The organism is Agromyces sp. NPDC056389 (genome assembly GCF_042262385.1).
In the GTDB taxonomy this organism is placed as follows: Bacteria; Actinomycetota; Actinomycetes; order Actinomycetales; family Microbacteriaceae; genus Agromyces.
This window is the reverse complement of sequence record NZ_JBHJPN010000003.1, coordinates 75,237-96,197: the sequence shown is the minus strand read 5'-3', so window position 1 is coordinate 96,197 and position 20,961 is coordinate 75,237. Positions and strand designations below refer to the sequence as shown.

The following is a 20,961-nucleotide window of genomic DNA, read 5'->3' as shown; positions in this document are numbered from 1 at the left end:
TGACCGAATGGGCCGACGAGTTCTCGGTGACGCCCGAGGGCAACATCGTGCTCGGCTACAACTGAGCGCTGACGAGCCGCGCTCGGGTCACCCCGCGCCGAGCAGCCGTTCGACGAACCAGAAGAGTCCGACGACGGCGACGGCGAGCTGGATCCACACGGGTCCTGCCGGCAGTCGACGGCGGAGCAGCACGAGGAGCGGGAACGCCACCGCGATGATCAGGAGCTGCGTCAACTCGATGCCGACGTTGAACACGAGCAGCGCGCCGAGCAGTCCCCACGAGAACGGTTCCTCGATGCCGAGCGCGCCCGCGAACCCGACGCCGTGCACGAGGCCGAACATGAAGACGACCGCGACCCGAACCAGGTCCTCCCGACTGAACCCGCGGGTCGGCACGAGCAGGGCCGGCTGCACGGCTGCCGGCGTGCGCTGCAGCAGCGCCGTTCCGCCCCGCGTCGAAGCGGGCACGGCAGCGGATGCCTCGGCAGCACCACTGCTCGGAATCCGCCCCGTCGAGCCCGTCGACCCCGTCGGCCGGAACCACGGCATCGGCCGGCCCTGCTCACGCCGCGACACCCAGACGTTCCAGAGCGCCACCGCGGCGATGGAGAAGGCGATGATCGGTTCGACGATCGCCGCGGGAACGCTGACCAGGCCGAGCGCGGCGGCCACGAACGTCATCGAGTGGGCGACGGTGAACGCCGTCGCGACGATGACGATGTCGCGCAGGCGCCGTGCCCCGGCGATGAGGGCCAGCAGGAACAGGAGGTGATCGGGGCCGAAGAGCAGGTGCTCCGCCCCGAGCACCAGGAACTCGCCCATCCGGGAGCCCCAGTCCTGGGACGTCGTCATCGTCGGGCTCTCGTCGGTGTCGAGGTTCGCGACTCCCGAGCCGGAACGGAGGTCGTAGCTCACGATCGTCGTCGTCATGCCGCCGGGCGCGGTGCCGGGGAACAGCTCCGTGTTGATCCGGTACACGGCGGGCGCAGCGGCCGCCTCGGCCCGGCAGTCGGCGTCGATGACGAGCCGTGCGTGCGGGACGCCGTCCCGCATGGTGATGGCGTACGGCTCGGCGAGCGCGTTCGGGCATGATCCGGCTTCGGCCGAGGCATCCGTCTCGCCCGTCTCCTCCGACTCACCCGCCTCGACGGCGATCGAGTACCGCGGCAGGACGTAGCCGAGCACGGTGTCGGAGTGCCGCTCGAGCACGGCGGTCGTGAGCTTGGACGGATCCCGGCCCGAGGACTGCACATCGGCGTAGGCGTCGGCTTCGAACTCGGAGTCGTTCATCTCGCGTGCGCCGTCGGTCGCGAGCAGCACGTACTCGACCTCGAGCACGGTGCGCACGAGGCCCGGCTCGGGCTCGGTGACCGTCGCGAAGACGGTCGCGGCGTAGCTGTGCGCGGCGGCCGGTGCGGCCGGCACGAGGAGGGCGAGGGCGGCGACCGCGAGCAGGAGCGCGCGCACGAGGCGCGCGCTCCGCTCGCGGCGTGGCTCAGGCCGCACCGAGGTCCGCCCAGGCCGGGTGCTTCGCGGTGCCGGGCTCCTCGCCGCGGGTCCACCACTTGGCGCGGTACAGGCGGCCCTCGTGCTCGACGATCTCGCCACCGGTGTGGATCCACGAGGGGGTCCAAGCCCGCACGACGCCGCTCGCGGTGCTCACCTCGACGCCCTGCTCCGCCCAGGCGGTGTTCACCTTGCCGTTCTTCGCGGTCGCCCCGGGGGTGGCTCCCTTGGTCCACCATTGCGCGACGAACACGCGGCCGTCGTGGAGTACTCGCTCGCCCTCGAGGTAGACGCGGTCGGCGCGCCAGGTCGGCACGTCCGCGACCCCGACCATGGGCGAGGTCGCCGTGCCCGTGGCGCTGTTCGGCCGACTCGCGGTCACGATCACCGCGATCTCGGCGCCGTTGAGCGAACCGCCGACCTGCAGCTGCTCGCCGGTCTCCCCCGCGAGTTCCTCGCCGTCGGCGGTCCAGCGGAAGGCGAAGGTCAGTCCCTCGGCATCCCACTCGCCCGGTTTCGCGACGAGGATGCCTCCGACCTCCGCGGTTCCCGAGATGCTCGGCAGGGCGGTTGCGACGGGAGCAGGCTGTTCGACAGTCACGTCGAACTCGGTCGCGGTGTCGTTGCCGGCGGCATCGACCGCGAGGTAGCGGAGCGTGTAGGCGCCGGCCACCGGCGGCACGATCGTGCCGGGTTCGAGCGCGACATCCTCGCCGATCGGGCCAGAGACGGTGATCGTGACGTCAGCGGCGCCCGAATCGTCGCCGGCGATGCCCGCCGGCACCGTGTACTCGGCGCCCAGGGCCGCCGTCGCCGCCGGTTCGGGGTCGACCTCGAGCAGCGGCGGCGTCGTGTCGTTGCCCTGCAGCGCGTGCGCCGCGAGACGGGCGACCGCCTTCGCTGCGAGCGGCTCGCTGAAGATCTTCGCCGTCGAGATGACGCCCTCGAAGGGGTACTCGACCGCGCCCGACGACGAGATGTCGCCGCCGACCACGAAGGCCCGCGCCGCACCGGACGGGTTCTGCACCTTGCCACCGCCGGCCGCCACGGCCGAACCTGCCTCTCGACCGTCGACGAAGACGCGCAGCGCACCGGTCGAGGCGTTGTACGTCGCCACGACGTGCGTCCACTGCCCGGCGGTCACCGCATTCTCGGCGCGGGCGACGACGTACGTGCCGCCGACGCGAACCCACAGCTCGGGAGTGACCTTGCCCGCCTGAGTACCCGGCAGCATCTCGAGGCCCTGCCCGGCGGTCTGCGTGTTCGAGATCATGTCGCGTTCGGTGGTGATCGACGGAACCTTGAAGACGGATTCGATCGCGAAGCCGTCCTCCGTCTTCGCGTAGTCGGCGTCGGACCACGGGATGCGCGAGCCCTGCGCAGCCGAGGCCGTGAACGTCGCGGCCTCGCTGCCGAGCGCGGCGTCGACGGAGATGGCGGCCGTGCCTGCGGTGATCGCGTGGGCCCGCGGCGACCGGTCGGCGGGCTTGCCCCCGACGTAGTCGAGGTCGAGCAGATCAGCGACGGGGAGCGGCTCGAGGAGCTCGGCCATGGCAGCCGAGCCCTTCGCCGCGGTCACGGTGAATGACGCCTGCGTCTGGCGCGCGGCCGCGTCGGTGACGACGTAGGTCAGGGTGTGCGCCCCGACCACGGTGGGCGTGAACGTGAACCGACCGTCATCGCTGCGCTCGACCTCGACGACCTCGCCTGCGGGGTCGGTGACCTCGACGGCGACCTTCACCCGGCCGGAGTTGTCGACCGCCTGCGGTGCCGGGGCGATGTAGGGCCGATCGACGACGGCGGAGGCGCCCGGCACGGGTCGCTCCACCTTCACCAGCGGCGGTGTGGCATCGATGAGCTTCAGCTCGCGGTTCGCGACTCGGTAGACGTTCTTGTCGGAGAGCGGGGTGCTGTGGATCTCGACCCCCGCGATGCGTCCGTCGAACGTCGCATCGTCGAGCGTGCCGCTCGGGTTCGCGTCGCCGCCGATCGCCAGGTACCGGGCGGCGGCGGTGCCGGGCTTCACCGGGAATGAGACGTCCTCGGTCGTCACTGCCTTGATCCCGTTCACGTAGAGGCGGGCGTCAGTGCCGTCGTACCATCCGGTGACGTGGTACCAGGTGCCGTACTTCAGCTCGACCGAAGGGCGGGGGCTCGCATACCAGAAGCCGAGCTCGTAGCTCTCGGCCGAGGCCGTGCGCACCGCCTCGAGGCCGATACCGCCGCTCTGCATGCCACCGACGACATCGACGTAGCCGCCGACGGGCTTGTCGATCGCGTCGAGCTTGAAGGTCGCGTCGATCGTGAAGCCGTCCTGCAGCTTCGCGTAGTCGGCGTCGCTCCACAGCGAGGTCTTGAACGCGGATGCCGTGCCCTGCTCGCCGATCGCGACCTGGGCGCCGAGGTCGGCATCATCGGCCACGCGTGCCGCGCTGCCCGCGATGAGGGTCCACGCCTTCGGCGAGGCATCCTGGGCCTTGCCGTCGGCGAAGCCGACATCGAGCAGGTCGGCCGTCGGCACCTGCTCGCGCAGGTCGTCGAAGGTGAGCGCGTCGGGGTCGAACGGCGGCTCGACAGGCCCGGTCGAGCCGGTCGTCGTGAACCGCGTCGTGAGCGGCGACCCCTCCTTGCCCCACGCGTTGATCGGGGTGACCCGCACCTCGTACTGGCGCGACGGGCGAAGGCTCCACACCTCGTGGTTGCGGCTCGTCGGCATCGGCAGGTTGTAGAAGCCCGACCACTGCAGGAACGTGTTGACGGTCTGACCGGTCGCGACGTCCACGGTCGTGTAGCGGTACTTGTGCACGATGTCCTGCACGGTGTTCGGTGCCGGCGCGGCCTGCGGGAAGGCGACCATCGCCTTGTCCTCGCCGATGCCGTTCACGGTCACCGCCGATCCGGCGGGCCAGACGGGCGCGCCGCTGAGGCTCGCACGGTGCGTGTTGTTGAGCGGGAAGCGCTCGTCGTAGCTCTTGGTGGTGTCGACTGAGTCGGCGACATCCCAGGTCCAGGTCTGGTCGACCCACTGGTCGGCGAGCAGGTCGTAGTTCTTGATCGTGACGGTGGAACCGCTGATCTCGACGATGGCGGTCTGCCGGTTGTTTCCGGCATCGTCGGGCGTGGTGTCGTTGGAGCGGCTCGTCGGGCTCGTGTTGACGACGCCCGATTCGAACTCGTAATAGGCCAGCGGCGGCGCGTTGACGGTCGTGAAGCCCTTGTCCGCCTTCGTGCCGCTGCGGTTCTCCTGGCCCTGCCAGACCGAGGTCGGGATGTTCTGCGGCGTGTGGATGTGCCCGCCCCAGACGACCGCCTGGGGGAAGTCGTCGAACACCGACTGCAAGGTATTGCCGCATCCGCTCGAGAGCCCCGTGCCGTACCACTCGTTCGAGACGTAGTGCGTGCACTGCAGCGGATGGTGCACGAGCACCATGACGGGCTTCGTCGGGTCTTCGGCCGTGTCCGCCGCGAGTCGCTGCTGCAGCCACGACGCCGCGTAGGCGTAGTTGCCGGAGTTCGCCGACGACGGCTTGCCGGTCGCCGGGTCGAGGGTGCCCGCGCCGGGCGAGACCGTGATGACGTGGTAGCCGTTGATCGTGTAGTCGGCGTTGGGCTTCTGCCCGCCGGTGGCCTGCGTGAAGAGGTCGTACGAGGCGATGCCGCTCACGTCGTGGTTGCCGAGCGAGGCAACGAGGTCGATGCCGAGGTCGGCCTTCGAATCGATCGTGCTCTTCAGCCCGGCGTACTCGCTCGCGGTCGCACTGTTCGTCAGGTCGCCCACGAACAACGCGGTGCCCACGTCCTCGGCCTTCCAGAAGTCGTAGGCCTCGGCGAGCTCGCTCCAGTTGTTGTGGATGTCGCCGATCGCGGCGAGGCGGACGTCGGGCTCATCGGCGGCGGGCGCCGCCTCGATGGGCGCGGTGACGGATGCCTCGGCTGCCGTCTCCTCGGCCGGGGCCGGAGTGGCTCCCCCGGTCACGGTGACGACGCGCGACTCCTCGGCGATGCCGCCCTCGGAGTCCGTGACCGTGAACGTGACGGTGTAGTCGCCCGAGACGGCCGGCCTGAACCGGTACATGCCGTCGCTCTCGGGGAACACTGCGGCAACCACGCTGTCGGGGCTCGTCACCGAGACGACGAGCTCGCCGACGAGGCCCGTGGCGGCCGAGAACTCGACCGTCTCGCCCACGACGGCAGAGGCGGGTACCGGAGTCGAGTCGGCGGTCGACGACTGACCGCTCGACGACTCGGCACTCGAGGTTTCGGTGACCGGGGCCGAGCCGCGGGTCGAGGCTTGGGCGGGCGCTGCGATGCCCGAGAAGAGCATCGCTGCGGCCGCGACGGAGGCGATGATCAGCGCCGGGCGGGGCCGGGCTCGGCGGGGCTCGGCGAAGCGGGACGGGGGAACGGCGGGCTGCGACACGGTATGTCCTTCGAACGACCTGGACCGGAACACAGCCACGACAGCGGGTCAGGGTGTCTGTTCGGTGAACACGGCGAGACGCGCCGGCGGCGGATCCTCGAGATCGGTCGAATTCGTCGACCCGCTGCGCACAGTGGGTGGCGGAGCGGTCTCAACCGGCTTCAGGCAGCTCCGCCGCGCCGGCCGCCTGCGCCTCGAACGAGATGGTGTGGGGCACGTAGCGGTCTTCGCCGCATTCGACCGGGCGACCGTTGGCCGCGTACGTCTCGCGCCGCACCTGCAGCATCGGGCTCGACCTGCGCACGCCGAGCAGGCGTGCGTCGTCGCTCGACGCCGACACCGCTTCGATGCGGTGATTGCCGTGCGTGATCACGATGCCGGCGCGGGCGAGCGAGCTCGTGGTCGAGAGCACGTCGTCGGGCATGCGCTCGACATGAGCGATCACCCATGGCGCCCACGTCGAGCGCTCGACCATGACGTCGCGCTCCTCGAGTGTGCGCACGCGCACCGTGCACAGCACGTCGGAGCCCGTGCCGATGCCGAGCAGCCGAGCCTCCCGCGGGGTCGCGCGCCGGACATCGCGAGCGACGATCCGCCCGCCCGATGCCCTGCCGCGGCCCTGTGCCCATTGGGTGAACGACCGCATGCGGTCGAACCCCTGGGTCTGCGCCGACTGCACGAACCATCCGGCACCGCGGCGGGATTCGATCAGGCCCTGGCGCGCGAGCGCCGCAAGCGCACTGCGCACGACCCCACGCGACGAGCCCTGCATCGCGGCGAGTTCGAGTTCGCTCGGCAGTCGAGCCCCTGCGGGCAGTTCGCCTGACACGATCTTCGCCCGCAACGCGCCGAGGGCATCGAGCTCACGCGCTTCGGCGTGCACCATCCACCTCGCAATCACGCCGTCGTCGGCGGCAAGGCAGAGGCTACCGGGTGGGCCCGCGATCCGACAGCCGCGGTGCATCGGCGAACCGCGGCACGATCGTGATCGCTGCACGCGGGCGAGGCCGCAGTTCCCGGGATCCGCGGCATCGATCTTCTTGGAGTTTCGCGGCCTCTGCTGTGTCCAAGCGGGTTCCGCCGCCGCAGTTGCGCGCCGATGGGAGACTCGTGTCCGGCCTGCGGAAGAGCGTCGCCACAGCATCGGGAGAGGACGGATGGGCGAATCTCTCCGCAGTTGGTTCACTCATGCGGAAGCAGCACCCCGATTTCGACTCGCGAAACTGGGGCTACGCGAAACTCTCCGACCTGGTGCGTGCAACGGAGCTCTTCGTCGTCGAGCCCCGACCCGGCGGCGGATTGCAGATTCAGCACCGGAAGAGGAACGGCGAGTGATCGACGTCGCGAGCACGGTCGGATCGCGGCTGAAGCGCTGAGCGTCGAGCGACTGAGAGCGTCGGACCTGCGATACGCAGAGTCCTGATGTTGTAGCGAGGGCGGGACTCGAACCCGCGACACCACGATTATGAGCCGTGTGCTCTAACCACCTGAGCTACCCCGCCGGGTAGGCTTCCCCGCCCGACCGAACGGTCGAACCGAAGAGAACCAGAGCCCCGAGTCAGGATTGAACTGACGACCCCTTCCTTACCATGGAAGTGCTCTACCACTGAGCTATCGGGGCGCGTTGCCGCACTTGGCAACCGTACGAGGATATCACCTCTCGGCGGCACCTCCGAACCAGCGCCGCAACCGATCGGCGGCTGCCGCCGTGCGCCAGCCGATCATGCGGATTCGGCCCGCCACGACGGCGCCGAGACGCCGGGCAGACCCCACGCGGCGAAGCCGGCCTCGTCGGTCTCCAGCGTCACGAGCCCAGCGGATGCCGCGACCCGCGTCTCGCCGAAGAGGGGAGCCGCGACCTCCGCCGCGGTGAGCTCGTTCGAGTCGAACGACAGCGTCGCGGCCGACCGTGCGGCGAACACGAGCACCGACTCCTCGGCCGACTCTCGCACGAAGGCCACCGCGTCGTCGCCGACCGCGAGCCAGCGGATGCCGCCGGTCGCGAGCACCGGGTGTGCACGGCGCAGCCGGAGCAGCGAGCGGTACGTCTCGAGCACGGGCGCGACCTCTGGCGAGGCCTCGCTCCCCCACGGCATCGGGGTGCGCGACGCCTCGCCGTCGACGCCCGTCAGCCCGAACTCGTCTCCGGCCCAGACGACCGGGATGCCGGGCAGCGAGACGGCGAGCCCGAGTGCCGCGGGCAGGGCGCCCGGACGTGCGTGCGTCGCGAAGCGCGGGGTGTCGTGCGTGTCGAGCGCGTTCATGGTCGCCACGCGCGTGCGCCACGGGAAGCCCGCGGCGAACCGCAGGTGGGCGGCGAGGAAGTCGCCGCCGGTGAACGACGGAACCTGCTGTAGCGCGAAGCCGAGACCGCCGCCGGCCGGGCTGCCCGGTTCGAGCAGCCAGCTCCACAGGGGCCGGGTGAACGGCGTGTACGTCATCGCCCCGTGCCACGCGTCGCCCTGGAAGTCGCTCGCTGCATCGTTCGTCGACTCCCCGAGCAGCAACGTGTCGGGCTTCACCTCGAGCATCGTACGGCGGATCGTCTGACGCACCTCGGCGTTCAGGTCGGCGGAGCCGAGTCGGCCCGTCATGTTCGCGACGTCGATGCGCCAGCCGTCGAGGTTGAACGGCGCGCCGAGGAACCGCGCGACGACCGAGTCGGGGCCCTCGATGAAGCGGCGGCGGAGCTCGACCGAGCTCCAGTCGAACTTCGGCAGGCTCGGCACCCCGAGCCACGACTCGTAGCCCCCCCCGTCGGCCTCGTCGCGGAAGAAGTAGAACTCGCGCTCGGGCGCGGAGTCATCGGCCTGTGCGGCGCGGAACCATTCGTGCGCATCGCCCGAGTGGTTCGAGGTCAGGTCGCCGATGACGCGGATGCCGCGGGCGTGCGCCGCCTCGACGAGCCGCACGAGCGCCTCGTCGCCGCCGAGGAGCGGGTCGACGAGATCGAACGTCGTCGCGTCGTAGCGGTGGTTCGAGCGCGCGGGGAAGACGGGCGTCAGGTAGAGCAGGTCGATGCCGAGCGACGCGAGGTGGTCGAGCTTCTCGCGCACGCCGTCGAGGTCGCCGCCGAACAACTGCTTCGAGCGCCCCGGGTACACGGGGTCGACGGGGTCGCTCCAGTCGGCCGCGATCGCCCACTCGGGAAGCTCGCCCGCCGCCCGGAGCTCGTCGAACGGCGCAGCCCCCGACTTCGCGAAGCGATCGGGGAACACCTGGTACATCACGCTCGACGCCGCCCATTCGGGCGCGGGCTCGTGCGCGACGAGCCTGAAGTCGTCGTGGTCGCGGGTCTCGACCGACGACAGGCCGACCTGGTTCAGCCAGTACTGCCTGCCGTCGGCGCCGACGAGCAGCCAGCGGTAGCCGTGCACGGGGTTCTCGACCTCGACGCCCGTCTCCCACCACTGCCAGCCGTGGGCCGTCGCGACGAGGGATGCCTCGTCGAACCGCGGCTCCCGGTTCGGGTTCGATCGGGTGCCGACCCACGAGAGCGGCCCGAACGACTCGGGCACGCGCAGGCGCACCCGCACGGTCTCCCCGAGCGTCGGCGCCTGCGTCGAGACGTGCAGCGGGGATCCGTCGTGGTGCGGGGTCGGCGGGGTCATTGCATCACCTTTCCACCCGCGTACGACACGCGGGAGACGACGTGGGCCGCGCCGGACGCGGTCGCCTACTTCACGGCGCCGGCGGTCAGCCCGCCGACGATGTACTTCTGCAGGAAGAGGAACAGCGCCACGACCGGCAGCGCCGCGATGACGGCACCCGCCGAGAAGGCGCTCCAGTCGGCGTAGCGCGGGTTCGACACGAGCTTCGTGAGGCCCACGGCGAGCGTCTGCTGTTCGGTGTCGATGAGGAGCACCGATGCCACGACGAACTCGTTCACCGAGGCGATGAACGACAGCAGCGCCACGACGGCGAGGATCGGTGCAACGAGCCGCAGGATGATCGTGAAGAAGATGCGGGCGTGGCCCGCGCCGTCGATCTTCGCGGCCTCGTCGATCGACGCCGGAACGGTGTTGAAGAAGCCGTACATGAGGTAGGTGTTCACGCCGAGCGCGCCGCCGAGGTAGACCATGATCAGGCCGATGTGGGTGTTCAGGCCGATCGCGGGGAACCAGTCGCCGATCGCACTCATGAGCAGGAAGATCGCGACGACCGCGAGCAGCTGCGGGAACATCTGCACGACGACGATCGAGATCAGGCCGAAGCGGCGACCCGTGAAGCGCATGCGCGAGAACGAGTAGGCCGCGAGCGCACCGAGGAACACGGTCAGCACCGCCGTGATTCCGGCGATCATGAGCGTGTTGCCGAACCAGGTGAGGAAGGGCACCTGCGGGTCCGTGAGGATGCGCACGTAGCTGTCGAGGCCGATCTTCGAGAAGAGGGCGTTCGACCCGGTCAGGGTGCCGTGCGGGTTCAGCGACGACGAGATCACGAACACGATGGGGAAGAGCGAGAAGACCACCATGACGACGCCGACGACGTGGCGCCACCCCGTCGCGGCGAACCAGCGACGCAGGTTGAACGGTCGGCGGGCGATCTCGCGGCCGGCGCCCCCGTCACCGCCGTCGCGGGCGATCGACACGCTCGCGCGCGTCGAGGCATCCGCGAACTCCTCCGCCTCGCCGATGACGAGGCCGGTCTGGGTTCCGGGAACGGGCTGCTGGGCGGCCATCAGTTCAGCTCCTCGAGGGACTTGGTGCGGCGGAAGGCGATGACCGAGATCACGGCCACGATGATGAAGATGATGATCGAGTAGGCGCTCGCGAGACCGTAGTCGCGCGTCTGCCCGGTGAACGCCACCTTGTAGACCATCGAGATCAGGATGTCGGTGAACCCGACGGGGATCGGCGCGTTCGAGTCCCTCGGCCCGCCGTCGGTGAGCATGTAGATGACGTTGAAGTTGTTGAAGTTGAACGCGAACGATGCGATGAGCAGCGGCGCCACCGACACGAGCAGCAGCGGCAGCTTGATGAGCCGGAACACGGCCCATGGCTTCGCGCCGTCGACCGTCGCGGCCTCCTGCAGCTCTTCGGGGATCGACTGCAGGGCGCCCGTGCACACGAGGAACATGTACGGGAAGCCGAGCCAGAGGTTCACGAGCAGCACGGAGAACTTGGCGAGCACGGGGTCGGTCAACCAGGGAATGGACGCCCCGCCGAACAGCACCTGGTTGATGAAGCCGAAGCTCTCGTTCATCATGCCGGCCCAGATGAGCGCCGACAGGAACGACGGGATCGCGTACGGGAGGATCATCAGCACGCGGTAGTACTTGCGCCCCTTCATCCGCATGTCGTTGAAGACGATCGCGAGGAAGAGGCCGAGGAAGAACGTCGACGCGACCGAGATGAGCGCGAACGCGAAGGTCCAGAGCGTGACGTAGACGAGCGGGCCGGCGAGTCGCTCGTCGGTGACGGCGCGCACGAAGTTGTCGAAGCCGACGACGATCTGCCAGCCGGGCAGCAGCTCATCACCGCCGTCGGAGGTGAACGCGCCCGTGCCGATGTCGGAGTAGACGGTGCCGGTGTCGAGGTTCGTCATCGTGCCGGCGGCCGCGTCGTACTCGAGGTTCGAGAGATAGAGATACGCGCTCGAACCGTCGGGCGTGCGCAGCGCCCCGTCGTTCGGGTCGTCGGAGAACGGCACGGCGAGTGCGGTGATCTCGTCGGTGCGGGCGATCACGTCGCCGAACTGCAGGGTCGTCCAGCCGTCGACGGCCACGGCGCGGTCGCCGTCCATCTCGGCGTCGACGGGGGCGAGCGGCTCGTCGTTGGTGCCGAGCAGCGCTTCGCCGTCGGGGTCCGTCACGAGCAGGCCGAGCGTGCCACCCTGGTCGACCACGGTGACGGGGTACGTGGGCGAGTCCTCGACGCGCTGCAGCGACGAGGCCATGAGCGAGGAGACGGCCTGCTCCTTCGAGCCGTTGTGGCCCGTGCCGTAGTTCGTGAAGGCGATGTAGCCCGTGTAGACGAGCACGAACACCTGGAACACGACGAGGAAGATGACGCCCGGCGCGAGGTACTTCGCGGGGAGCTTGCGGCGCGAGAAGTAGATCCAGTTGACGATCACGGCGACGACGGCGACGATCGCCGCGACGAGCCACTGCCCGGCGCCCGCGAGGATGATGACCCCGTAGATCGCGATCGCGTCGACGAGGCCGAGCATCAGGAGCTTCACGAGGAGCATCTTCAGCCCGCCGGATGCCGCGTCGGCGATGTTCGCGGCACGCCGCTGCTTCTTCGTCGGCTTCTGCGGCGTCGCCGCCGAGACCTCGTCGTCGATCGTGGTGGTCATCCTGCTCGCTCTTCTCGTCGAACGTGAGTGCTCCGGGCCGGATGCCGTGACGGCATCCGACCCGGAGCTTCTCAATCGTTACTTGCTGATCGCAGCCTGCACGTCGGCGGCAAGCTTCTGCCACGTCGTGACCGGGTCGGCACCGTTGATGATGTCGGCCTCGGCGATGCCCCAGTACTGCCACACGGCACCCATCGCGGGGATCGCGGGCATCGGCACGGCCTCGGCGCCGACGGCGGCGAAGCCGGCGACGATCGGGTCGCTCGACGCGGTCTCAGCGGCGGCCGAGAGGGCGGGGAGCACGTTGCCGGCCTTGAAGAGCTCGAGCTGGACGTCTTCGGTGCCGATGTAGTTGACGAGGAAGTCGTTCGCGGCGACCTTGTTCTTCGACTCGGAGGAGACGAAGAAGCCCTTGACGCCGGCGAACGGCGAAGCGACCTCTGCGGTCGGGCTCGGCACGGTGTCGATCGCGACGTTGATGCCGGCGTCGGTCGCAGCGCCGACGTTCCACGGGCCGGTCAGCCAGAAGGCCGCGGTGCCGTCGATGAACGCCTGCTTGGCGATGTCGCCGTCGATGTCGGTGTTGAAGACTCCGGTGCCGTTCTTGCCCTGGCTGCCGAGCCACGTGGCGAACTGCTCGCCGCCGGCGTTGCCGATCTGCAGGTCGGTGGGGTCGTAGCCCTCGTCGTTGCTGCCGAAGACGGGAGCGCCGAACGCGGTCTGGAAGGGGTACAGGTGGTAGGGGTTGCCCTCGGCGCCCTGCTCCACGACGAACGGCTGCGTGAGGCCGGCGGCCTGGCCCTTGGCGATCATGTCGTCGAAGCTCGTGGCGGCCTCGGGAACGAGGTCGGCGTTGCGGAGCACCGCGATGTTCTCCACCGCGTAGGGGAGCATGTAGGTCGTGCCCTCGTAGGTCGACGCGTCGATCGCGACGGGGAGGTAGTCGGCGGCGGAGTCGCCGAGCTCGATGGGAGCGACGACGCCGTTGGTCGAGAGCTCGCCGAGCCAGTCGTGGGCGCCCATCGTGATGTCGGGGCCCTTGCCGGTCGGAACCTGCTGGATGAAGTCGTCCTTGATGTCGGCGTTGTCCTTGCCGACGAGCTCGACCTTGACGCCCTTCTCCTCGGAGTAGGCATCGGCCGCAGCCTGCAGCGCGTCGACGCGCTCGGCATCGACCCAGACGGTCAGCGTGCCGCTCGACGAGGCCTCGCCTTCGGAGCCGCTGTTCCCGGCGGCGCAGCTCGCGAGGCCGAGGGTCGCGATGACTGCGACGGCTCCGGCAGCGAGGAGGCTCTTCTTGTTCACCCTCATTGGTGTGCCCTTCTCAGTGTGCGTGAGATCGGCGCCTTCGCCAGGATGAGTCTCCCCGTTCCGCTGTGAAACGGGGCACCGCGCCCGAAAGGCCGTTCTTCCGTATGTGGAGTGCTCGCTTGGTGCAAGCGATTACAGGTATACCTTGCCTCGCGCCCTTTACCAAACCGGGCAGCACGCATTGATACCGGTTTGTAACCATCGCGTGACGAGTGCAAACTGCAAGCGTTTCCATCGTGTATCCGGATGACGTACAGTTTCCGCATGACTTCCGAATGGTGGCGCACCGCCGCGATCTACCAGATCTACCCCCGGTCGTTCGCCGACGCGAACGGCGACGGCATGGGCGACCTCGCCGGCATCACGTCGCGCCTCGGCTCGCTGCAGGAGCTCGGCATCGACGCGATCTGGCTCTCCCCCTTCTACACCTCGCCGCAACGGGACGCCGGCTACGACGTCGCCGACTACTGCGACGTCGACCCGCTCTTCGGCACCCTCGCCGACTTCGACGCGATGGTCGCCGAGGCGCACGCCCGCGGCATCCGCGTCATCGTCGACCTCGTGCCGAACCACTCATCCGACGAGCACGAGTGGTTCCAGGCGGCGCTCGCCGCGGCGCCCGGCAGCGCCGAGCGCGCTCGCTACCTCTTCCGCGACGGCCGCGGCGAGGGCGGCTCCGAGGCGCCGAACAACTGGGAGTCGGTCTTCGGCGGGCCGGCCTGGACCCGTGTCGTCGAGGCCGACGGCACGCCCGGCCAGTGGTACCTGCACCTCTTCGACAGCTCGCAGCCCGACTTCGACTGGACCAATGAAGAGGTGCGCGAGGAGTTCCGCGGCATCCTGCGCTTCTGGCTCGACCGCGGTGTCGACGGATTCCGCGTCGACGTCGCCCACGGCATGATCAAGGCCGACGGCCTGCCCGACTTCACGCCCCCTGCCGAGGGCGGCAGCATGGGCGGCGCCGCCGGTGTCACCCCCGCGGCATCCGGTGTGCCCCTCGAACCCGAGATCTCCGACGAACCCGGCGACAGTGCGCCCTACTGGGGCCAGGACGGCGTGCACGAGATCTACCGCGACTGGCGGAAGCTCCTCGACGAGTACCCCGACGACCGCGTGCTCGCGGCCGAGGCGTGGGTCGACCCGCTGCCCCGCCTCGCCAACTGGGTGCGCCCCGACGAGATGCATCAGGCGTTCAACTTCGCGTACCTCGAGACGCCGTGGAACGCCGAGGCGCTGCGCCACGTCATCGACGACTCCCTCGCGGCGTTCGCCGCGGTCGGCGCGCCCTCGACCTGGGTGCTCTCGAACCACGACGTCGTGCGCCACGCGACCCGGCTCTCGGTCACCGAGGCGAACCCGCAGGGCCACGGCCTCGGGCCGCGCTCGAAGGGGCTGCCCGAGTACGCGCCCGGCCTTCGCCGCGCCCGCGCCGCGACCGCGCTCATGCTCGCACTGCCCGGCTCGGTCTACCTCTACCAGGGTGAGGAGCTCGGCCTGCCCGAGGTCATCGACGTGCCCGACGACGCCCGCCAGGACCCGACGTGGTTCCGCACGAACGGCGAACGGTACGGGCGCGACGGATGCCGCGTGCCCCTCCCCTGGGAATCGACGGCGCCCTCGTACGGCTTCGGCCCGTCGGATGCCTCGTGGCTCCCGCAGCCCGCGCAGTGGGCGGAGCTCGCACGCGACGTGCAGCAGGGCGACCCCTCCTCGACGCTCTCGCTCTACCGGGATGCACTCGCGCAGCGGCGCGCGCACGACCTCGGCGCCGGCACGCTCGAATGGCTTCCGGGCTACCCCGAGTCGGTCATCGCGTTCCGGAACGGCGACGTCGTCGTGGTCGCCAATGCCGGGGACGCCCCCATCGAGCTGCCCGAGGGCGACGTGCTGCTCTCGAGCGAGCCGATCGACGGGCGTGTTCTTCCCGCCGACACGACGGTCTGGCTCGCTGCCTGACGCTTCACGTCACCGCTTCGCTGGCGCGGCCGGGACTGCCCCGGCCGCGCACGAGCGGTCTACGGCTCGAAGTAGAGCTCCCAGTGCAGGCGGCAGCGCGGGTTGAAGTCCGCACCGCAGACCGGACACGCCTCGCCGGCGCGGTACTCGGTCACCGAGAGCTCGGTGCCGCAGGCGCCGCACAGGATGCCGGGCGCGTTCCATTCGGCGCGTGGCCGAACGACCACCGGGTGCGATTCGGCCTCTGCATGGCAGGCATGGCAGGGGTAGTAGCGGTCACAGCACGCGAATCGGATGGCGATGATGTCGACGGCCGTCGCGTAGTGCACGCAACGAGTCTCGTCGTCGACGGTGCGCCCGTAGACGTGCGGTCGCACGTCAGTTGGTGTTGGCGTACAGCCAGTCGAGCGGATCGACCTTGGTGCCGTTCATGCCGCCGAGACGGATCTCGAAGTGCAGGTGCGGGCCGGTCGACATGCCGGTGTTGCCGGTCTTGCCGATCACGTCGCCGACCTTGACCGTGTCGCCGGTCTCGAAGCGACGCGAACCGCTGACCATGTGCGCGTAGACGCTCGTGACGACCTCGCCGTCGATCACGTGGTCGATCATCATGACCACACCGAGGGAACCGCCGGAATCGGTCGAGTTCGCGACGACGCCGTCGGCGATCGCCTGGATCTCGGCGCCGAGGCCGGGGTTGAAGTCCTGACCGCCGTGGTCGCTCGAGCAGCCGGCGCAGTCGCGGTACCCGAACCGGTCGCCGACGTGCACGCCGACGGCGAACGGCCACTGGATCGTGCCCGACGGGTTGTTCGTGAACGACGCCTCGGGGCGGATGCCGGCAGCGCGGGCGTACTCCTCGATGGTCTGCGTCTCGTAGCCCTCTTGCTGCACGGTCTGCGCGAGCGTTCCGCCGGTGATCTCGACCTGCTGGCCGGGCTCGGAGCCGATCGTGGCCCGTTCGAGCGCCATGGCCTGCACGTCGGCGGGCGACAGGAGCGAGAGCGAGGGCACCGATGTCGTGACCGCGAGCAGTGCCGCGAAGCTCATCGCCGCGAAGCCGCTCGACATGCGGGCGACTCGCCCGACGCGCTTCACGCGGCCCTTGGCGGGCGCCTTGGGCGAAGCCTGGGTCGCGCCGGCGGGGGCTGCTTCGCGCCCCGTGGAGCGCCGCGCGCCGACCGAGTCCGCACTTGCGGAACGGCGAGGCCGCTGCGATGCCGCTGCGATGCCGTTCGACGGCTGCCAGACCGCCGTCGGCGCGAACTGCTCAGCCCCCTGCGGGTCGGAAGCGGGCATCGGGGCGAGGTCGGGGACGCGGGTCATCGCGGAGGCGGCGATCACGGCGGCGAAGTCGTCGGTGGCAGCTGCACTCGCCTCGGGCGGTGCGACCGGTACCGCCCGCGGCTGGTCGGGAGCGGCGGATCGCGCGGTACCGCCCTTCTTCGCCGCCTTCTCGGCCTTGCGCTCGGCGCGAGAGGGTCGAGGCGAACGAGCGGATGCCTCAGCACGGCGGCCGCCGCGATCCTGTGCCTCGGGCTCGTCTCCGAGCCCGGCGAAGAGCGCGTCGAAACCGGCGCCCGACTCGGAGCCCGCGTCGGCCGGTGACACGGAGAAGGCCGAGGTCCTGTCGACCGGGTGGTCGACCGGCTCGGCCTGGGGGGTCGGAGCGGGTGCTGCGAGAAGTGCGGGTGATGCGGGGACTACAGGTGCTGCGGGTGCTGCGGGAATCGCAGGAACGAGGGGTTCCGACGGCGGTGTCGGCGAGAGCGGATTCGCGGTGGCCGATCGTCTCGGTCGCAATGCGCCCGAGGCCGGGGCGCCGGGAGCTTGGGCGAAGACCGGAGCCGAAGCGGAGGCCGGGGGGACGGGAGCCGAGGTGAACATCGGAGCCGCGGGAGATGCCGGGGCCGGCGCGGCAGCCGGGGTGAACACGGCCTGCCACGAGGCATCCGCCGGCCGTTCGACCGGTGCCGCAGGCACCGCCGCCTGGGCCGGCTGCGGCTGTGCGAACGCCGCGGCACGCTGCGCTGCAGCGGTCTCGGCCGACTCCCGCTCACGGAGTTCACGACGGGTCAGGGGTCGCTCGGGCCGCGAAAGGGCCTGGGTGCCTGGCGTGGAATCGTCGGGCACGAGGGGGGACTCGAGCACGTGGGGGAAAACTCTCGGCTTCGTGGAATCGGACAAGGCTGGGAGGTGGGCATCACGACGAAGGTCGAGATAACAGGTTGGTAAAGACTAACCGTTCTCAGTCGCGCACGCCATGTCGAACAGTGATTTCCGCCTGTCAGAACGCTGCAAGTCCACGACATCCGCGGAGATCGCGGCCTGATTCGTCAGGCATCGACTCCGGCGCGTCGCAGCACCGCTGCGATCTCCTCGTACAACGCCGGTGCCGCCGCGAGCACGAGTTCGGAAGTGCCGGCTCCGCCGCCCGGCCCGCCGACCCTCGCGCCCGCCTCCTGGGCGATCAACGCACCGGCGGCATGGTCCCACGGGCTCAACCCGCGCTCGTAGTACGCGTCGAGCCGCCCGGCAGCGACGGAGCACAGGTCGAGCGCCCCGGAGCCGCTGCGCCGGATGTCCCGCACGAGCGGAAGCAGTTCGAGCAGCACCTCGGCCTGCGCGCGTCGCGCTTCGGACGAGTAGGAGAATCCGGTGCCGACGAGCGCGTGGCTCAGCGGCACCTCCGTGTTCGCACGCAGGGGCCGCCCGTCGAGCCTCGCGCCACCGCCGGCGCGCGCCTCGAAGACCTCGCCCGTGCTCGGATTGACGACGACGGCCGCGAGCGCCGTCCATCGTGTCGGGTCACTCGACCCCTCGACGACCGCGATGCTGATCGCCCAGGCCGGAACGCCGTAGAGGAAGTTCACGGTGCCGTCGATCGGATCGACGACCCAGTTGATTCCGCTCGAGCCGATGCGCGCCTCGTCCTCCTCGCCGACGATGCCGTCGTCGGGTCGTGCCTCGAGCACGAGCCGGCGGATGAGGGCCTCGGTGTCGCGGTCGACCGCGGTGACGATGTCGACGGGCGACGACTTCGTCGCGGCGACGCTCACTCCGCCGCGACGGGCCTCGAGTGCGGACTCCGCCGCGTGCAGCGCGATGCGCCGTGCGAGGTCGAGCAGTGCAGCGGATGCCTCATCAGTCATGGAGACACGCTAGCGGGACGGGATGGACGCCGCGCCGCGGCATCCGCCCCCTTGAACCACGAAAGCCCCGGATCACCGGGGCTTTTCTGGTGGCGAGTGAGGGATTCGAACCCCCGAATGCTGAGCAGTCTGATTTACAGTCAGATCCCTTTGGCCGCTTGGGTAACTCGCCATCGCACCCGACCACGTTCTGCACACAACCGGGGGCCTGTCAATGGTACCCGTCGAGGGCCGGTGCGAGAAATCGACGGCCTACGACCGCCACCAGGGCATCTCGGCGGTGTCGTTCGGGTCGCGCGGCGGGCTCGTGTCGTAGCGATCGGGCTGCGGCGCCGGGTCGTAGCGCGGTGGGTGCGCCGCCGGTTCGAACTGCTCGCTGCGACCCATCTGCCGGGCGGGTCCGCGCAGGCCGGAGCGTTGGATGACACGCTGGATCGTGGCGCCGCGCTCGTCGGGCGACCCGACGAACCTGATCTCGCGGAGCCCCTGGTCCTGCGCGGCCGACTCGAAGACGAAGTGGCCGTAGCCGAACACCCGACCGATGAGCGGCGTATGCACCGAGATGTCGAGGATGCGGGAGATCGGCATGGTCGCGATGCGCTGCGACAGGATTCCGTGCACGCGGAACACGCGCATGTTCGTGATCACGAAGCGATCCATGCGCGCCTGCAGGATTCGCCAGAGGCCGTGCAGGAAGAGGAAGAGCGCGAGGAAGAGCGGAAACCAGTACAGCTGCTGCGGCACCCACGCGAGGAGGATCAGCGCGGGAACGGCCGCGGACATCTCGAGCGCGGCGCCGACGACCGCCGCCCAGTGCTTGCGCACCTCGTCGACGATCACCTCGCCCTCATCGGAGATGAGGTGGCGCTCGACGCGCGGATCGAATCCGAACACGCTCATGGCGTCATGAGGCGAGGGAGCTGAAGAACCTGCCGACGGCCTCGGTGGCCGAGACGACGGCGCCGAACGCACCCTGCACCACGTTCGCAGCGTCTTCTGGACGGCTGATCATGTAGAACAAGGCGAAGATCACGACCAACGCAACGGCGATGCCCTTGAGCCACTTCACGGGTGCTTTCCCTTCGAGACGGCGACTGGGGCGGCCGCCACCCCCGTGAGCCGGCCCCGACACGTATTTCTATCCCACCCGCCGCGCGGAGACAACGCGCCACGCGGGGCGCGGTCGGTACGGACGAGTAGGATTTCCCTGACTCGGCGGGGCCGGGGATCGACTCGGCATGGCCGGGAATGAGGAACCATGGCCGGCATCGAAGAGGTCGCGAGACTCGCGGGAGTCTCCACCGCGACGGTGTCGCGCGCGCTCAGCGGCCGCGGCCACGTCTCCCCCGGCTCGAAGGCGAAGGTCGAGGAGGCCGCGGCGCGGCTCGGCTACGTCGTCTCCTCCAACGCCTCGAGTCTCGCTTCGGGCCGTACCCGCAACATCGGCGTCGTCGTGCCGTTCCTGAACCGATGGTTCTTCTCCTCGGTACTCGAGGGCGCCCAGCAGTCCCTCCTCCGCAGCGGCTACGACCTGACCCTCTACAACCTCTCCGGCGACGGGCACGAGCGTGCGAGCGTCTTCGAGCACTTCCTGCTGCGCCAGCGCGTCGACGCGGTCATCGCCGTCTCCCTCGAACTCACCGAACCCGAGGTCGCACGCCTGCACGAACTCGGCAAGCCGCTCGTCGGCGTCGGCGGCCCCATCCCGGGGGTGCGCACCCTCACGATCGACGACGTCGCCGTCGCCCGGCTCGCGACCGAGCACCTCATCGGCCTCGGCCACACCCGCATCGCGCACATCGGCGGCGACCTCGAGTTCGACATGGACTTCCACCTGCCGACGAACCGCCGCATCGGCTACGAGGGCGCACTCCGCGACGCCGGCATCGACGTCGACCCGCGCCTCTTCGCACCGGCCGACTTCACGATCCGCGGCGGGTACCACGCCGCGAAGCAGCTGCTCGGCGCACCGCACGGCCGACCGACGGCGATCTTCGCCGCATCCGACGAGATGGCCATCGGGTCGATCCTCGCGGCCCGCGACCTCGGCCTCGTCGTGCCGCGCGACGTCTCGATCGCGGGTATCGACGACCACGACCTCTCCGACTTCTTCGGGCTCACGACCGTCGCGCAGTTCCCGCGCGTGCAGGGCGAGATGGCGGTCGAGATCCTGATGGACGAGCTCGAGCCGAGCAGCGCGGATGCCGCGACGCCCGCGGCCACTCCCCTGCCGTACGAGTTGCGGGTGCGCTCGTCGACGGCCCGCCCGCCGGCCTGATCCGCCACGGGGCGCCCGGGGCGGGCGCGAGGCGCCAT

General features: G+C 70.0%; 15 protein-coding genes and 3 tRNA genes. 3 read left to right on the top strand and 15 right to left on the bottom strand.

Annotated features, from left to right (window positions below; translation table 11 throughout):
* Positions 1-87 precede the first annotated feature (87 nt).
* From ACFCVM_RS16510 to ACFCVM_RS16500, 3 genes are all read right to left on the bottom strand, one after another.
* Positions 88-1,506, bottom strand: a complete 1,419-nt coding sequence (locus ACFCVM_RS16510; RefSeq protein ID WP_375837758.1) for a HupE/UreJ family protein — start codon at positions 1,504-1,506, stop codon at positions 88-90.
* On the bottom strand, positions 1,496-5,926 hold the full coding sequence (locus ACFCVM_RS16505) for a LamG-like jellyroll fold domain-containing protein (RefSeq protein WP_375837757.1): 4,431 nt from the start codon (positions 5,924-5,926) through the stop codon (positions 1,496-1,498). Before ACFCVM_RS16505 ends, ACFCVM_RS16510 begins: the two co-directional genes overlap by 11 nt.
* 151 nt (positions 5,927-6,077) lie before the next feature.
* The gene (locus ACFCVM_RS16500) at positions 6,078-6,812 is read right to left on the bottom strand and encodes a GntR family transcriptional regulator (protein ID WP_375837755.1); all 735 of its coding nucleotides are present in this window, start codon (positions 6,810-6,812) and stop codon (positions 6,078-6,080) included.
* Positions 6,813-6,859: 47 nt separating this feature from the next.
* Here ACFCVM_RS16500 and ACFCVM_RS16495 point away from each other — a divergent pair, with 47 nt between their 5' ends.
* Positions 6,860-7,261, top strand: coding sequence for an OST-HTH/LOTUS domain-containing protein (locus tag ACFCVM_RS16495; protein WP_375837753.1), 402 nt, complete (start codon positions 6,860-6,862; stop codon positions 7,259-7,261).
* A gap of 93 nt (positions 7,262-7,354) precedes the next feature.
* Here ACFCVM_RS16495 and ACFCVM_RS16490 read toward each other — a convergent pair.
* The 6 genes from ACFCVM_RS16490 to ACFCVM_RS16465 form a co-directional block, all read right to left on the bottom strand.
* Positions 7,355-7,428: transfer RNA gene (locus ACFCVM_RS16490), tRNA-Met, on the bottom strand.
* Positions 7,429-7,475: 47 nt separating this feature from the next.
* Positions 7,476-7,547, bottom strand: a tRNA-Thr gene (locus tag ACFCVM_RS16485).
* Between the two features lie 100 nt (positions 7,548-7,647).
* On the bottom strand, positions 7,648-9,537 hold the full coding sequence (locus tag ACFCVM_RS16480) for a glycoside hydrolase family 13 protein (protein ID WP_375837752.1): 1,890 nt from the start codon (positions 9,535-9,537) through the stop codon (positions 7,648-7,650).
* Positions 9,538-9,602: 65 nt separating this feature from the next.
* Positions 9,603-10,607 (bottom strand): sugar ABC transporter permease, encoded by a 1,005-nt coding sequence (locus ACFCVM_RS16475; RefSeq protein WP_375837750.1) that lies wholly within the window; start codon positions 10,605-10,607, stop codon positions 9,603-9,605.
* Positions 10,607-12,226: an ABC transporter permease subunit gene (locus tag ACFCVM_RS16470; RefSeq protein WP_375837749.1), complete on the bottom strand. Its 1,620-nt coding sequence runs from the start codon at positions 12,224-12,226 to the stop codon at positions 10,607-10,609. The genes ACFCVM_RS16475 and ACFCVM_RS16470 overlap by 1 nt, the downstream gene beginning before the upstream one ends.
* Before the next feature lie 78 nt (positions 12,227-12,304).
* A complete protein-coding gene (locus ACFCVM_RS16465; protein ID WP_375837748.1) occupies positions 12,305-13,537 on the bottom strand; it encodes an extracellular solute-binding protein in 1,233 nt (410 codons plus the stop codon).
* A gap of 264 nt (positions 13,538-13,801) precedes the next feature.
* On the opposite strand from ACFCVM_RS16465, the gene ACFCVM_RS16460 reads away from it, so the two are divergent.
* Positions 13,802-15,493 carry a glycoside hydrolase family 13 protein gene (locus tag ACFCVM_RS16460; protein ID WP_375837747.1) on the top strand — a complete coding sequence of 564 codons (1,692 nt, stop codon included), beginning with the start codon at positions 13,802-13,804 and terminating at the stop codon, positions 15,491-15,493.
* A gap of 59 nt (positions 15,494-15,552) precedes the next feature.
* Here the strand turns inward: ACFCVM_RS16460 and ACFCVM_RS16455 are convergent, their stop codons facing one another.
* The 6 genes from ACFCVM_RS16455 to ACFCVM_RS16430 form a co-directional block, all read right to left on the bottom strand.
* Positions 15,553-15,822 carry a CHY zinc finger protein gene (locus ACFCVM_RS16455; protein ID WP_375837746.1) on the bottom strand — a complete coding sequence of 90 codons (270 nt, stop codon included), beginning with the start codon at positions 15,820-15,822 and terminating at the stop codon, positions 15,553-15,555.
* Positions 15,823-15,871: 49 nt separating this feature from the next.
* Positions 15,872-17,644 carry a peptidoglycan DD-metalloendopeptidase family protein gene (locus tag ACFCVM_RS16450; protein WP_375837745.1) on the bottom strand — a complete coding sequence of 591 codons (1,773 nt, stop codon included), beginning with the start codon at positions 17,642-17,644 and terminating at the stop codon, positions 15,872-15,874.
* Between the two features lie 185 nt (positions 17,645-17,829).
* The gene (locus tag ACFCVM_RS16445) at positions 17,830-18,645 is read right to left on the bottom strand and encodes an inositol monophosphatase family protein (protein ID WP_375837743.1); all 816 of its coding nucleotides are present in this window, start codon (positions 18,643-18,645) and stop codon (positions 17,830-17,832) included.
* 87 nt (positions 18,646-18,732) lie between these two features.
* Positions 18,733-18,817: transfer RNA gene (locus tag ACFCVM_RS16440), tRNA-Tyr, on the bottom strand.
* An 80-nt stretch (positions 18,818-18,897) separates the two neighbouring features.
* Positions 18,898-19,545 (bottom strand): PH domain-containing protein, encoded by a 648-nt coding sequence (locus tag ACFCVM_RS16435; protein ID WP_375837742.1) that lies wholly within the window; start codon positions 19,543-19,545, stop codon positions 18,898-18,900.
* Between the two features lie 4 nt (positions 19,546-19,549).
* Positions 19,550-19,714 (bottom strand): hypothetical protein, encoded by a 165-nt coding sequence (locus ACFCVM_RS16430; protein ID WP_165877421.1) that lies wholly within the window; start codon positions 19,712-19,714, stop codon positions 19,550-19,552.
* 189 nt (positions 19,715-19,903) lie between these two features.
* Between ACFCVM_RS16430 and ACFCVM_RS16425 the strand changes: the two genes are divergently transcribed.
* Positions 19,904-20,923 carry a LacI family DNA-binding transcriptional regulator gene (locus tag ACFCVM_RS16425; RefSeq protein ID WP_375837740.1) on the top strand — a complete coding sequence of 340 codons (1,020 nt, stop codon included), beginning with the start codon at positions 19,904-19,906 and terminating at the stop codon, positions 20,921-20,923.
* Positions 20,924-20,961 lie beyond the last annotated feature (38 nt).

Bases quoted from the DNA above. Each gene is read 5' to 3' on its own strand.
- ACFCVM_RS16500 (WP_375837755.1), bottom strand. From the start codon at position 6,812: ATGGTGCACGCCGAAGCGCGTGAGCTCGATGCCCTCGGCGCGTTGCGG.
- ACFCVM_RS16480 (WP_375837752.1), bottom strand. From the start codon at position 9,537: ATGACCCCGCCGACCCCGCACCACGACGGATCCCCGCTGCACGTCTCG.
- ACFCVM_RS16475 (WP_375837750.1), bottom strand. From the start codon at position 10,607: ATGGCCGCCCAGCAGCCCGTTCCCGGAACCCAGACCGGCCTCGTCATC.
- ACFCVM_RS16470 (WP_375837749.1), bottom strand. From the start codon at position 12,226: ATGACCACCACGATCGACGACGAGGTCTCGGCGGCGACGCCGCAGAAG.
- ACFCVM_RS16465 (WP_375837748.1), bottom strand. From the start codon at position 13,537: ATGAGGGTGAACAAGAAGAGCCTCCTCGCTGCCGGAGCCGTCGCAGTC.
- ACFCVM_RS16460 (WP_375837747.1), top strand. From the start codon at position 13,802: ATGACTTCCGAATGGTGGCGCACCGCCGCGATCTACCAGATCTACCCC.
- ACFCVM_RS16445 (WP_375837743.1), bottom strand. From the start codon at position 18,645: ATGACTGATGAGGCATCCGCTGCACTGCTCGACCTCGCACGGCGCATC.
- ACFCVM_RS16435 (WP_375837742.1), bottom strand. From the start codon at position 19,545: ATGAGCGTGTTCGGATTCGATCCGCGCGTCGAGCGCCACCTCATCTCC.
- ACFCVM_RS16425 (WP_375837740.1), top strand. From the start codon at position 19,904: ATGGCCGGCATCGAAGAGGTCGCGAGACTCGCGGGAGTCTCCACCGCG.